Consider the following 15279-nt stretch of genomic DNA (forward strand, 5'->3'; position numbering starts at 1 on the left):
GATGACAACAGACAAATCAATTTGTCAAATTGGAAATAAAAGCGATCGCACTTCCAGTAATCGAACTCGCTGCAACACCAGTCAAAGACGCCAAAAGTTCATTAGTCGCGGTAACGCGAACGAGAGTATCTGCTGCTTGATTCCCACTCCCTTGCGTAATTGTCAGATTGCTGAAACGGAGATTACCGCTTAATCCCAATGAATCTTCACCGACAATAAAATCAGCGATTATATCAGATCCCGCACCTATTTTTAAAGCAAAAATATCGCGACCTTTGCCACCTTTTAGAAAATCGTTTCCAGCACCGCCGAAGAGAAAATCGTTTCCTTCACAACCGCAGATAGTATCGTTGCCGATATCTCCGTAAAGAGTATCATTTCCACTTCCACCAGACACTAGATCGTTATCTTGACCCCCCCGCACAATATCGTTTCCTTCCCCTCCGCAAATCGTATCGTTGCCTTGGTTTCCATTCAGAATGTCATCGCCTTTACTACCAAGTAAAACGTCATCTCCTTCCATTCCCAGCACCGTATCGTTACCTAAGTCACCGCAAAGAGTATCGTTACCTAAATCGCCTGAAATCAGGTCATCATTTTGACCGCCTCGCACAAAATCATCGTCTTTTCCGGCAAAAATGATATCGTTTCCTTCATTACCGTTAATGACATCTTGACCTTGATTTCCAAACAGTAAATCATCGGCGCCTCTTCCGAAAATAGTATCGTTACCGATACCGCCAATTAAAATATTGGGATTGGCGTTACCAATAATGATATCGTGGGGAGGATTGCTATCGGGAAGTTTTCCTTTGTAGCTATTTTCTCCTAGCTTTTCCAATTCATCGCAACCGCAGCAATCATCCACTTGTGCGATGTCGTTCTCGGTAATCGTAGCACTAACAAATGTAATTCCTAAGCCGTTATAATTAAGGTCATTACTGATAGCTGAGTGGCTAACTGTACCCGCGTGATTTCCTTCAACTTTGGTATCGTCTACCGCCGCAACGGTTATAGTTTGAGCGATATTCCAGTTGTTGGGTGTGAAGTTAATGTTGGAAATGGGGTAAATTTGATTACCAGTATCGAAACTAATTGCAACGTCGGCTGTTGGTTGGGAGTTGAGAAGGAGTTGGTAGCTGGATATTGCACCGCCTTCTACCAAATTCATCCCGTTGGCAGGTTGGATAATTGTTACTCCCGCTACATCGTTATCGGTGACGGTTAAATTGGTAGTAGCATTGGTAAAACCATTCGCTGTAGCCGTAATGGTAGCGCTTTGGGAACCATCAACAATGTTATCTTCAACCCCAGCAACAGCAAAATTAGCAGCAGTTTGTCCAACTGGAATAATTACCGAATTGGGTACAGTTGCTTCGCTGGTATCGCTGCTAGCAAGATTGACAGTTAGCTGAGAAGCCGTACTTCCAGTGCGAGTAATTGTAGCTGTCGTTGCGATCGCACCCGCACCTTCCGAGAAACTGTTAGGATTGACAGTCAGACTCAGATTTAAAGGTTGCGTATCGTTGTCGGTAATATTAACAGCAACGTTGCCAATATTTATGTTATAATCGCTGTCGCTGCTGCTAGCACTGTGACTGATATTGCTGGTGTGATTTCCTTCAACTTGGGTATCATCGATCGCTGTCACCGTTACTGCTTGGGGAAGATTCCAAGTATTTGGCGTAAAGTTGAGAGAAAGTGGATTTCCCGCACCCGCACCCAGGTTAATTTGATTGTTGCTGGGAGTAACATTTACTTGTACGACATTTGTCGGCTGACTCGTCAGAACGATCGCGTAATTATCGGTAGCGCCGCCTTCGGTAACGTTGGTATTCGATTTGGAAATTGTGACTCCAGCAATATCGTTATCGGCAATATTTACGGTGGCGGTATTGCTAGCACCCAAATTATAGTCAGAGGTATCAACTAAATTGAGGGTAAGCGTTTCGTTTCCTTCGACTAAATTATCGTCAACTGGGGTAATTGCGACATCCACAAAAGATTGTCCGGTTGCAATTGTAGCAGTACCAATCAAACTGGGATTGTAATCATTTGAGATTGCTTGTCCCGCAACTGTATAACTGACATTCAAATTGCCAACAGAACCGCCACCGCTGCGACTAATTCGGAAAACTCCCACATCGCTACCAGCTTCAGCGGCGTTACCATCAATTGCCTCAATTGTGAGGTTTGGTACTGCTAAATTCACCCCAACAATTACCGGGTCGTGGTCAGAAGAACGATAGGGGTCAGCATTGTATAAGCTGCTAACTTGACCTGCTGATTTGAAGTTAGTGTTGTAATCCAAAACGCTGGGTTCATCAGCATTAATGTGCCATTTTTCTGCACCCGTAACTTGCGCTGCTAGACTGCTGCTAGCTAAAGCATGGTCGAGAGAACCCACCTGACCGTCGAAAACATAAGAGTAGGAACTTATCGGCAGCAGGTTGTTATAGCCTGCATTTGCCAATGTTGTTATCGGGTCTTCCTTGGCGTAGGCATTGAGGTCGCCAACAATTAAGTAGTCAGAGTCGTTAGTACCTGTGGGATTTGTTGCCAACCATGTTGCCAAATCTTGAGATTGACGAGTGCGAGTTCCATTGGATAGACCTTGACCATCGAAGGCGTCTGCATCACCAGAACCTCCAGCACTGGAACCCTTAGATTTAAAGTGATTGACAACTGCTGTAAATTGTCCGCCTGTTGAGTTTTGCTGGAAGGTTTGCGCCAGGGGTTTGCGTCCAACCAAATCAAATGCACCCGTACCATATCCATCTGGCATGGTTGCGGCTGCACCGACTGGGGTAACTTGGCTTGGTTTGTAGATTAGTCCAACTGTAATGGCGTCAGTTGCTAAACTGGTGCCGGGATTGACGAAGGTATAAGTGCCAGCACCCGCAACAGTATTGAGTCCGTTGACCAAATTTTGAATGGCGCTGGTAGACCCGTAACCGTCGTTTTCTAATTCCATCAATCCCAGGACATCTGCGCCTGAAGTGACGATCGCTTGGATAATCTTGTCGCGCTGACGGTTAAACTCAGTTAGGTTCTCTGCGCCGCGTGCTGTGGGAAAGCCACCACCGACACCATCACCGTTAAAGTAATTCAGGACGTTGAAACTGGCAACTTTGAGAGTACCGCCAACGCTTGGCGGCGTATTTGGCCGAGGATTGGCAGGTGTAAAGTTGACTCCTGTGGAGGTTTGGATGCGATACCCTTCAAAACGCTGGTCTAATACTCCGGTGATGTTAGCAACTGTGTCACCACCGCGTAGCGTGTTAGAAGCACTGAGGGGATTGCCGCCACGACCGAAGAGAATGGGGTCAGAGTTTTGAACACCGCTACCGTCATCCAAGTAAATCCGACGATTGGCAATATCGGCTTGATATGCAGCATATCCGCTGACGCTGGGAGTATTGAATTGCGTGTATTGGTCAAGTCTGGCATCTGTACCCGCTTGGTCGCTAGCACCCGTCGCTGAAAGGACAATTTGACCGAAGCGACCTAGCTGGAAATTCTCGGTGACGGTGAGGTTGTCAGTGGTCGCACTAACGTTGACTAACATTCCTTCGTAGCGTTCTAAGTCGCTGACGGGTAATTGAATGTTTGTAACGGTTGGTAGGGTGCTAGCGCCTAGATTTGTAACGCTGGTTAAGCTGGAAAGTTGAGTTAGGCTGCTGCTACTGCTGGTGTATTCCCCTACAGTTCCAGTGACTCGGACTTTATCGCCAACGTTGCCAGTGAATAGTCCTGTTGGGTCGTAAACAAAGATAGCTTCTGAGGTTGCGGCATTGCCATCTGAGTCGATATCTTCTTCTTGGATGTAGAAGCCGTTAAGTTTGGTAGAACCAAGGAATGTTCTGGTAATGATACCTTCAATTGTTTGAGTACCGCTAAAGGCAGCATTGAATGTTGAACCAGTGCCTTGAATGTCGTGAATTTTGGTTGGTGTGGAGATGGTGATGATTTCGCTGCGGGATTTCTGGAAGTTATCTTGTGTCAAGTCTTTGGCGATCGTTCCATCGTTGTAAAATATGCTATCGCCGTTATCTACTAATAGTTGAACTTGGGTTCCGTTAGTCAAGGAGTTGGGTACTTCGACAATTGACTCGAAACTGCCGTCTGCATTCAATCCTGTTAAATCGGTTAAGAGTAATTGGGGTGTATCGCTGAGGTTTCCCGTCCAACTATAGAGGCGAAAATCGTTGGGTGCAGTACCTGTTGCCGAACCGGAAGGCCCTGCTATAATTAGGTATTGGTTGCTAGCATTGCGTTGGATTTCTCGAATTCCGCGTCCGCCTAAGTCGAGTTCGATCGGCCCACCAATATTTGCACTTGCTGCTGCGCCAGTTACCAAGTCTGCGAAGTTAGTAATTGGTGCGATTAATGCTTTGTTGCGAGTAGCAGTTGGTACGTTTGGTGCGCGGAATGCAACGTATCCGGTAGTATTATCTGGCGCAATTGTCAACCCTTCAATATTAAAACCGTTGGGAAGTTCTGGCGCTACACCAGTAGCGGCGTTACTGCTTAAGCTGTAACCGTTTGCATCTCCCCAAGCGATTAAATCAGTTCTTAAATTATCGTATCGACCAACATAATTAAGTGTGGTACTCGCACCAGTTCCAGAAATATCGGTGGCGAAGAGACGATAGCGGTTTGGACGAGAACTACCGCTGCTAGAATTGCTGTGGGAACCTAACCAAAAAATGCGGTTTCCAATCTTAGTTGATGCTTCGATATCGACTTCTCTGGGAACGCCGCCGGAAAGTTGAGTTAAACCGAGTGAAGAGGTAAAGTCAAAACTGTTGAGAGGTGAACCGGAGTTGGCCCGATCGAACAGTCGAAGTTTTTGATCTTCGTCGTCGCCAACTAACATATAATTAGCATCTATTGCTATTGCCGTACTCGCATCACTCGCGCCAGTCAAAAACCTCGTACTCGCAGGATTAATCGAAGCAGCGGAAGCAGCATATTTAACGATGTAATCAGCAGTTGCGCTACCATCGCTAACTCTTACGGTGATATCGGAATACCCGACACTCGCAGGATTAATTTTCAGGTTGTAATTATTTCCCGTGTTAGTCAGGTTTAAATTAGCTAGCGGTACGACGGAAGTATTGCTGCTGCTGAGAATAGATACTGTAGGATTGGCAGTTTCCGCATCCGCAACTGTAAAATCAATTCCCAAAGTCTTTGCCGGATCGGTAGGATCGTTGATAACTCCGCTAACATATCCCGTCCCCGTCGCGGCGAGATTTAAAAATGGAGTGGTGCTATTTTCGCTAATAGTTGGCGGAGTATTGGCGGCGGGATTAACTGTGGGAGTAGCTGTACCAATTGTGTTATTCGCTTCGTTACTTTCAGTAATATTATTGTTAGGATCGGCAACTAAAGTACCGCTACCCAAAGTACCCGCTACGGTGGGAGTAACGTTGACTTCAATTTGAGCAAAATTACTCGAATTAATGCTTCCACCAGTAAAAGTAAGCGTAGAACCGGAAACAGTTGGACTGCCAAAACCGCCGCCGAGAACATTCGATGAATTGTAAGTAACGTTGGCGGGTAAAGTGAAGGTTAATTCTATCCCGCTAGCATTAGCAGTACCGTTATTTTGGATATCTAAAATGTAGTTAAAAGGAGTGTTAACGGTTAGGAGTCCCGGAGTAGAAGTGCCAACACTTAAATCAGGTTGTGGCGTTCCGTTAACTGTCGTTGTAACAGCAGTAGCAGTGTTATTACTTTCGTTGCTTTCGGCTATTGTATTTCCCGGATCTACAACTGCCGTCCCGCTGGTGAGATTACCCGATACAGTTGGTGTAACTTGTACGGTGAGAGTAGCATTACTACTAGCATTAATAGCACCACTCGCAAAAGAAATCGTACCGCTATTGCCAGTACGAGTAAAGCCATTTGTTTCGGTACTGCTAACAACATTTAACCCAGTAGGCAAGGTGAAGTCTACAACTACACCGCTAGCATTTGCCGCACCGTTGTTGTTTACCGTTAGAGTATAAGTAAGGTTGTTTCCTAATATTAACGGATCGGGGGAATCTGATAAACTAACGGTGAGGTCTGGTTGAGGTGTGCCAACGACAATACTGCCAGTTGGTAGGGAAGTACTACTGCCAAAAGTCCAATTAGCAGCATTGTTGATAGCTGCTAACCATTCCGATTTTGTACCGCTACTTAGGGTGGCGAAATTGAAGGCAGCATAAGTTGCAGAGTTATTAAATAAAACTGCTGTGTTGCTAGCTTGTGACAATCCTGGAACTAGATTGCCTTCGTTTGAACTGGTGGCATTCTCAAAAGTTCCGGTGTTATCAATTTGATGAATTGCGGTTATACCCGAATTTAATGGATTGTTGGTATTTGTTGATTGAAAAGCGGCAATTTGTTCGCCAGACTGACTGAGGCTTAAATCGGCATAACTACCACTGCTTGTTGTGCCAATTGTACCGGATTTTGTCCAAGTAAAATTAGGGGAAGTATCGATACTGCGAATAACTGTGCCAGCAGCGATCGCGGCATTAGCTGTAAATCTAATTAAGTTTTCGTTGCCATCTCCATCTGTTGCTGTTGAAGCTCTGAAAGCACTTCCAGTCCAACCGTTATCTGTAAAATAAATAACTTCACCTGCGGCAATGCCAACCAAGTTGACAAAAGAGAATGAGTCTGGAGAACCGTTAGTAATGTATCCAACAATTGCAATATCGCCAGTATTGAGAGGCATAATTATTTCCTTTAGTTGTGGTAGACGACAGTGAAATGAAAACGAACTAGAAACAAAAGTTGGTAATTTGGGGTGAATTTACAGCGGCTTGCAGTCGAATGAAGTACACTCCATAAACTCGGTTTCTTCAATAAACCGGGTTTCTCTGTACCTCACTTATCTGAAAAGCACTGTATTTCCCGATCGAGGTTAGTCAGAATTCAGAATATCGAAGTTTAACTTATAGTTAAGGTGTATTCCACGCGACACGATCGCAGGAAAGCTAAGCTTACTTAACTATTTATCAACACTTTTGATGCTTTGTTAAAAAATAGGTTAACAAACCAGAAACCGGGTTTCTCGAAGAAACCCGGTTTCTTTAGCGCAACATTTCTTCTAGCTTTTGTTGATTCCAAAGTGTCTGGTACAAACCCGGTTGTTGCAGCAATTGGACATGAGTACCAGTTTGGACGATCGCACCTTTATCCATGACGAAGATGCGATCGCAACTTGCAGCAGCAGACATCTGGTGAGAGATAAAAACAACTGTTTTACGCTCACCAGTTGACAAATTTTCCAAAATAGCAGTAGCAGTCTGATTATCGACGCTGGAAAGAGCATCATCCAAAATCAGCACTGGCGCATCGACAAGCAACGCACGAGACAGAGATGTACGCTGTCGCTGTCCGCCAGAAAGAGTGATGCCGCGTTCTCCGACAATTGTTTCGTATTGTTGGGGAAAATTGAGAATTTCTGGATGAATTTGCGCTTGTTTCGCCGCGTATTCTACCTGTGGCTGTTCGGCTGCCGGGTCGCCGTAGCGGATGTTATTTTTGATAGTGGTGCTGAAGAGAAAACTTTCTTGGGGGACATAAGCGATCGCACCCCGCAAATCAGCCAATTGCAACTTAGTGATATCATAGCCATCCAGAAACAAAGTATCGGCAGAAATATCTAAAAGACGAGGCAAAGCATTAGCAAGCGTTGATTTTCCAGAACCGATCGGCCCCACAACCGCCACAGTTTCCCCAGGCTCAATAGTAAAACTAACATCTTTTAAGGCCGGAGTATTAGCACCAGGGTAAGTGTAACTCAAACCGCGAGCTTGAACCTTACCTTTTACCTGTTTTTCTGGTAAAGCGATCGCATCCGGTTCGTCTTTAATTTTGGCTTCGACGGTAAGAATTGATTCTACGCGATCGATACTAACTTCTCCCCGCTGATAAGTAGTAATAGTAAAACCCAATAGTGCTGTTGGAAAAACCAAGCGTTCCACATAAAGGATTAAAGCGAGAAAATTACCAATCGAGAGATTACCTTTGGCAATCTCTCCAACCCCAAGCCACAGCAGCACCAACAAGCTAATATAAGACATACCTTCCACAAGCGGAAACAACGTTGTCCGCGTTTTAGCCAGCTGGAGATTTGCCTGCAAAAGTCGCTCGTTTAAATGACGGAAAGCACGACGTTCGTTTTCTTCCTGAGCGTAGATTTTGATTAACGAAATTCCGCTCATATCTTCTTGAATCAAGTCGCTGATGTTAGATAACTCCTCCTGAACACCCATCTGTTGCGTGCGTAACTTATCGCTAAAAAGTTGCACCAGCAGCAACATAAATGGGTAGACTGCAAGCGCTTCTAAACTCAGCGGCACATTAATCGATAGCATCACCGGCAAAGTGAGTGCATAAGCAAATACCGTATTTGCCAAACTCAATACAGCGAATCCCAGCAGCCGTCGAATATTCTCCACATCGCTGGTAGCGCGGTTAATTAAATCTCCCGATGTGTTGGTGGAAAAATAAGAAGGTTCTACCTTAAGCAGATGTTGAAAAATCTTTTGTTTGAGGTCAAACTCTACTTGACGACCGACGCCAAATAGCAAAATGCGCGATACCACGCGAATCACCCACATCACAGTAGCCAGTACCAGGATCAGCACTACAAAGTGCAAAATCTCATTGAAGCTGAATGTGATATTGAGTTTGTCAATAGTATCGCGAATCAGCAGCGGAATATAAACTCCCACTGCGTTGACAACAAGTAAAGCTAGAACGCCTAGCAATACTTGTTTCCAGTGGGGACGCAGGTATGCAACTAATTTTCCCAGTCGTGATTGAGCCATGTGGATAGTAAGTCAAAAGTCAAAAGAAAGAAACTATGATATCGTCAAATTTTCTGTTGTCATCGTAGGTTAAAATTTTACCGCAGATGTAGGCGCTTCGCCTTCCCGTAGGGTAGACAGATGTACGCAGATAAACGCAGATAAGAAGAAGAACACGATTTTTTTGGGTAACCGATGCTACCGGACATGATATGATTCCTTTTTACTTTTTACTTTCTATATTTAACATCCTATATCCTTCAGTTGGGGGACAGGTTGGACAGTGGGAGCCAGCCAGCCGCGCAAGAAGTAGTAAACGGATGTCCAAAACTCGTTTATAACGCGGGTGCTGATCAGGAGCCCTTCAGGACTGGGTATAAGGTCTGAAATTCTGGTTTTGCGGGCGTTACGGACGGAAATGCTTAAAGTGTCGCAAGCGCCCTTTTGGGAGGTTTTCACTTGAACTTTAGGAGTTGAATCAGCCTGTAAACTGTAGAAACCGGCAGGACTGGGAATAGTATCAATTCCTAACTGGGCAAATGTTTGTCTGGCGCGTTGCATATTCAAGGCGGAGGTGACGAGGATAACCCGGTTGCTAATTTTGCGACTATCCACAAATTGTTTTTTTATGGCTTCTGCACTGCTGCGGATATCTACGCCAGTGCGTTCGCGCAGGATGTCTTCTGAGGGGACACCTAAACTTTCTATGGTTCCGGCAATTTTGTCAGCTTCGGGAGGATTGGATTTGCTGTAAGTAGACTCGAAACCCGCTTTAGGGCCAGCACTTACAATTATCTTGGGAGAATCTTCCCGATCTAAATATAACTGCCGTTCGTATTCTCGGATGGTTTGGAGGATGCGATCGCTCTGATCGTTGAGCTGTAACTGATTGGGAGCCAACAGACTCAGCTGGGTGGCTGAATGCGCCAATAATACGATCGCTCCTACAGTTTCCTTACGCTTCAAAGCTGCTTGATATCCTACGATCGCATCTTGTTGCGTCCGCTGGGCCAGCAAGTTAGCCACCAGCGGTAGACTGAAGATCGTCAAAATCAGAAACGCCGCCCAAATTTGGTTGATTCCCTTGGAGCTGATAATTCTCTCTTTTTCTCTTTTCTTAATCTCTCCTAATCCAAAAAACAACAACAAAATCGCCAACCCCAGCGGCTTAAGCGGGAAGGTGAGAATGCTGCCAAACGTTGTCACAGCCGGAGTATTTGGCGTTATAAACGACAGAATCAAGAATAAGAGAATCAGGATTAACCCAAACCAGGCAAGATAGTCTCTGGGTTTGGCATCTTTACCAGTCCCTTTCACCAATGCCTGCCAAACAATAACGCCGATCAGCACTATCAGCATAATCTGCGTTAGCGTTGAAAACATGACGGCACTTCCTCACTCTTGGGTAATTGTCATTGGTCATCTCCAGAAATTAAAGGTGCTAACCCTTGAACCCTTGTAGAGACGTTGCATGCAACGTCTCTACATTCTTTGAAAGGAGAGGTCTATTGGTCATCAGTCATCGATCATTAGCAAATCACTAATGACTAATGACTGATGACTAAGTTATCGATTTTTCAGCTGGCGTCGAATGGCGTCAGTAACTGTTTGAATCACCTTAACACGGGCATAGTACTTATCATTAGCGGCGATCGAAGTCCAAGGAGCGGTGGGTGTGCTGGTACGCTGAATTGCCTGATTTACCGCCACTTCATATAAAGGCCACTTTTCTCGATTGCGCCAATCTTCCTCTGTGAGTTTATATCCCTTAAACGAGTCATTCTCGCGTTCGTTGAACCGTTCTAGCTGTTTTTCGGGGCTGATGTGCAGCCAAAACTTGACCAAAACGTAGCCATCGCCAGTCAGTTGGGCTTCAAACTCGTTGATTTCTTGATAGGCGCGACGCCATTCGGTTTCTGTGGCAAAGCCTTCGACTCGTTCTACCAATACTCGACCATACCAACTGCGATCGAAAATGCCAAATCTGCCCGCAGTTGGTAATTTTCGCCAGAATCGCCACAGGTAATGGTGCGCTTTCTCTTCCTCTGTGGGTGCGGCAAAGGCATTAACCTTGTAACTGCGGGGGTCGAGAATGTCGGTAAGGCGTTTGATTGCCCCACCTTTACCGGCGGCATCCCAGCCTTCAAACAAAACCAGAACTGGAATCTGATTTTCGTCGATGCGCTGCTGTAGTTTGAGTAGCCGGATCTGTTCGTGGCGTAATTGTTTTTTATATTCTCCATGCGAGAGGGAGAGATTTAGATCTACTTGAGCCAAGAAATCAGGTTCGGATGGGTTGAGGTGGTCTGGCGGGGGGAGAATTGGTGCTGGTGTGCGATAGTGAAGTCGATCGAGTGCCTCTTGGATTGAGCTTGCCAGTTGGGTGAGGACTTTCACCCTCGCCCACCGCTGACAGTCGCCTTCTACTAATGTCCAAGGGGCTGGCCCGGTGCTGGTGTAAACGAGCATTTCTTCGGCAAGGGCGACATATTTATCGTAATTTTTGTGTTGCTGCCAGTCTTCTCGGCGCACCCGCCAGGATTGCAAGGAGTCGGAAGCGTATTTTTTGAGCCGCTGCTTCAATTCCTTTTCGCTTAGATGAATCCAAAATTTGGCGATCGCAACTCCATCATCCGCCATCTGGTGTTCAAACGCATTGATGTGCTGCATCACCATCGGCACTTGCGTTTCCTTTACCCGTTCAAACAGGCGGTCTTCTAAGACGTGGATATACCAGCTGTGATAGAAAAACCCGATGCTGCCACGGGCTGGTAGTTGCTTCCAAAATCGCCACAAAAATGGGTATTGTTGTTCTTCTGGGCTAGGCGGCCAGATCGGATGGACTGCAAACCCACGCGGGTCCATGTATCCCACCATTTTCTTGACTAAGGCACCTTTGCCCGCCGCTGCCCAGCCTTCCAGCACGACAATTACGGGCATTTTTTTTTCCCAACAAGCTTTTTGGAGCGATCGCAGAGTTCGCATCAAGGTTTCAATCTGCGATTTGTAGGCCGCTTTATCAAGGCAAAGATCTAGATCGAGGTTATCCAGCATAGGGCTAGGGGCTAGGGGCTAAGGAAAGAGGAGGGAGACAACACTGATTCTGACATCCGTGTATCTGCGTATATCCGTTTTGTGCAGTGCGGGTGAAAATGAAAAATAAGCGATCGGCCATTACCCATTCCCAGTCGTGTAACTTCTAATTATACAAATCACAAAGTTGGTTATAAGTAATGAGTATAAACTTGGAAATTTTTATTTCAGTGAAAATACTGGGCAAATTTATAGATTTCCTTAAAATTACTTGACAAATCAACTTTTTTCTTAAATTTTTCTGAAGGCGAGCCAGAGTAATATCCTAATGGGTTGTTGGAGCCATTGATCATTGGATTGCTTTGCAATGCGATGTCAATGGCTTTAGCCCAAAAATATTTCTAGGAACTATTACCCCTATCTTGAGAGAGATTTTTTAATCATAAAACGGTAGGAATGGGAGTTGTCACAATATGGAACGTAGCTTCTTACTCAGGCTTTATGAAATGGGAGAAAGAGATTTCACCGGGGTCGATCTGCGGGGCGCAGACCTGAGTGGTGTCACCTTGATCGACGTAAACTTATCGGGAGCGAACCTCACAGGAGCCAACCTCAGCAGAGCTTTTCTAACAAAATCAAACTTGAGTGGGGCTTTTCTGAACTGGGCGAATCTGACTTTTGTCAAAATGAGCGAAGGCTATATGGCAGATGCAGACTTCACTAAAGCTGACATTAGCGGTGCCTTCATGGTGAAGTCTAACCTAAGTAGGGCAAAATTGAGTGGGGCAAATCTTACTGGAGTCAATCTCAGAGGATCTGACCTTGAGAAAGCCAATCTCTGCGGAGCAAATTTAGAAAATATCAATCTGCGGGGGGCTAACCTCATAGGAGCCAACCTCAACTGGGCTAAACTGTCTGGTGCTAGACTAAGCGGGGCAGCACTGTATGGAGCCTTTTTAAACAATGTCAACCTCACAGGAGCGTTTCTGAATGGTGTTGACCTGAATGGTGTCGATCTTAATGGAGCGAATCTCAGCGAGGCAAAGTTGAATGGGGCGAAACTGCAAGCAGCGAACCTGACGGCAACTAATTTCAGTGAAGCTCAATTGCATGGGGTTAGCTTGACAGGCGCAGACTTGACAGGCGCAGACTTAACGAACGCTTCTCTTTGCAAAGCTAAACTTAATTGGTCGAACTTGAGTAAAGCAGACTTGAGCAAAGCAGACCTCAAGGGGGCGAACTTGCTGGGAGCCAAAATTGATGGGGCAGAATTTACAGATGTCACCATGTTTGATTCGACTAGACGATATCTTTGTACGATCGCAACAGGGACGACGGTGTGGTCTGGGAGAGAAACTAGAGCCACCCTAACCTTTTCCCCAAATCCAGCCAGACAGGCAATTTTGAGCTAAATCCTCGCAAGGTATAGAATGTGTCGGAAGCTAAATCCACAATTTTAGTCACAGGGGGAGCCGGTTATATCGGTACCCATGCGGTGCTGGCGCTGAAGCGTGCTGGCTATGAGGTCATTGTTCTCGACAACTTGGTGTATGGACACCGAGAGTTGGTGGAAGATGTCCTTCAGGTAAAACTGATTGTCGGCGATACGAACGATCGCACCCTGCTTGACGAGCTGTTTGCCACCCACAATATCGCAGCAGTCATGCACTTTGCCGCCTATATCGCTGTAGGCGAATCGGTTGTAGAGCCGGGAAAATATTACCGTAACAACGTAACTGGCACCTTGACTCTCCTAGAAGCTATGGTGGCAGCTTCTGTGAAAAAATTCGTCTTTTCCTCGACTTGTGCTGTATATGGCGAACCGCAGAAGGTTCCTATCCCAGAAGACCATCCTTACAATCCCATGAGTCCCTATGCCAGCAGTAAGTTAATGGTAGAGAGGATTTTGGCGGATTTTGATGTGGCTTACGGTTTGAAGTCAGTTATTTTCCGTTACTTCAATGCTGCTGGTGCCGAACCGACTGGTTTGCTGGGCGAAGATCACAACCCGGAAACACACTTGATTCCGCTGGTACTCCTAGCTGCTTTGGGTAAGCGAGAATCGATTACTATTTTGGGTACTGATTACCCGACACCAGATGGAACGGGCGTGCGCGATTATATCCATGTTTGCGATTTGGCAGATGCTCACGTTTTGGGCGTGAAGTATCTGTTAAAAGGAAATAATAGCGAAATATTTAATTTAGGAAATGGCAACGGATTTTCGGTCAGAGAAGTAATTGAAACGGGAAAGGCTGTGACTGGCCGCGATTTTAAGGTGGTCGAGAGCGATCGCCGTCCGGGTGATGTGCCAGTTTTAGTTGGCAGTAGCGATAAAGCGAAGCAAAATCTGGGCTGGTCTCCTCAGTACTTAGATTTGCGGGAGATTGTAATGCACGCTTGGCAATGGCATCAAAAACGGCATGAATAAAAGGACAAACTAAAAGATAAAAAGGCAAAAGAAAGAGCAGATATTGCAAGTCTTTATACTTTTGCCTTTTTATTTTTTCTTTGCTTAGCAAGCGCCCTTCTTAGCCAAAACGACTTGTACAGTTTTTAGGATCAAAGTCATGTCATACAAAGGAGTCCAAACATTTTGGTAGCGTAGGTCTAGAAGAACGATGTCTTCAAAATCCTTTACCGAAGAACGACCGTTAACCTGCCATTCACCTGTCAGACCTGGCTTAACATTTAATCTGCGCCAATGATGATCGTTGTAGTTAGCGACTTCATCAAATGTGGGTGGTCTAGTACCAACCAAGCTCATCTCTCCAACCAGGACGTTCCAAAATTGGGGCAGTTCATCTAGGCTCGTTTTGCGTAAGAAACGCCCGACTCTAGTGACACGCGGATCGTTTTCGTTCTTAAAGATTAGTCCTTTAGCTTCGTTCTTAATTTGGGATTTGAGGGCGTCGGCATTTGTGACCATCGATCGAAACTTGCGAATTTTAAAGCGTTGGCCCCGGAGTCCGCAGCGATCTTGGCTGTAAAGTATCGGGCCAGGATTGTCAAGTTTGATTGCGATCGCGATCGGTACAAAAACGATTGCCAGAATCAGTAACCCTACTATACTGCCCGCTATGTCCACCAAACGCTTAAGAGTTGAGCTAGTCGAAGGGTGATGCGCCGGAAAGGATAGGGATCTTGCTGAAGGAACAAGTGTTGGCGATAGTGCTGTATGGGTCATCATAGCGGATACCTTAATAACGCAACCGTAAAACTACTTAGATTTGATTTAAATCATATAGTCATGGTTCCAGAAGCGGTACTGTTGTGAGGCTTAATTTGCAGAATCTTCATCGATTAGGCCGATTCCGATAGGTTATGTAAAGTTACGGTGAAGTTTTTGCGTAAAATATGGAACTCTACGTAGGGAGGGAGATAAATTACCTGGGTACATCTACTGACAGAACGCTTCTTGAGTGCTGAG

The 15279-nt window shown here is 45.6% G+C and carries 7 protein-coding genes; 2 read left to right on the forward strand and 5 right to left on the reverse strand.

The window, feature by feature from the left end; genetic code table 11:
• Positions 1 to 16: 16 nt before the first annotated feature.
• From LAY41_RS11915 to pap, 4 genes are all read right to left on the reverse strand, one after another.
• Entirely contained in the window at positions 17 to 6733 is a 6717-nt protein-coding gene (locus LAY41_RS11915) for an ExeM/NucH family extracellular endonuclease (RefSeq protein WP_249097683.1), read from the reverse strand.
• Between the two features lie 358 nt (positions 6734 to 7091).
• Positions 7092 to 8837: an ABC transporter ATP-binding protein gene (locus LAY41_RS11920; RefSeq protein ID WP_249097685.1), complete on the reverse strand. Its 1746-nt coding sequence runs from the start codon at positions 8835 to 8837 to the stop codon at positions 7092 to 7094.
• Positions 8838 to 9059: 222 nt separating this feature from the next.
• Positions 9060 to 10199, reverse strand: a complete 1140-nt coding sequence (locus LAY41_RS11925) for a YdcF family protein (protein ID WP_249097687.1) — start codon at positions 10197 to 10199, stop codon at positions 9060 to 9062.
• Between the two features lie 183 nt (positions 10200 to 10382).
• Positions 10383 to 11870, reverse strand: a complete 1488-nt coding sequence (gene pap, locus LAY41_RS11930) for a polyphosphate:AMP phosphotransferase (protein WP_249097688.1) — start codon at positions 11868 to 11870, stop codon at positions 10383 to 10385.
• A 452-nt stretch (positions 11871 to 12322) separates the two neighbouring features.
• Between pap and LAY41_RS11935 the strand changes: the two genes are divergently transcribed.
• Together LAY41_RS11935 and galE are read left to right on the forward strand one after the other, a co-directional pair.
• Positions 12323 to 13261 carry a pentapeptide repeat-containing protein gene (locus LAY41_RS11935; protein ID WP_249097691.1) on the forward strand — a complete coding sequence of 313 codons (939 nt, stop codon included), beginning with the start codon at positions 12323 to 12325 and terminating at the stop codon, positions 13259 to 13261.
• 20 nt (positions 13262 to 13281) lie between these two features.
• On the forward strand, positions 13282 to 14280 hold the full coding sequence (galE, locus tag LAY41_RS11940; protein ID WP_249097692.1) for a UDP-glucose 4-epimerase GalE: 999 nt from the start codon (positions 13282 to 13284) through the stop codon (positions 14278 to 14280).
• A gap of 84 nt (positions 14281 to 14364) precedes the next feature.
• Here the strand turns inward: galE and LAY41_RS11945 are convergent, their stop codons facing one another.
• Entirely contained in the window at positions 14365 to 15039 is a 675-nt protein-coding gene (locus LAY41_RS11945) for a sugar transferase (RefSeq protein WP_338022979.1), read from the reverse strand.
• Positions 15040 to 15279 lie beyond the last annotated feature (240 nt).

Source organism: Argonema galeatum A003/A1, assembly GCF_023333595.1.
Lineage (GTDB): Bacteria > Cyanobacteriota > Cyanobacteriia > Cyanobacteriales > Aerosakkonemataceae > Argonema > Argonema galeatum.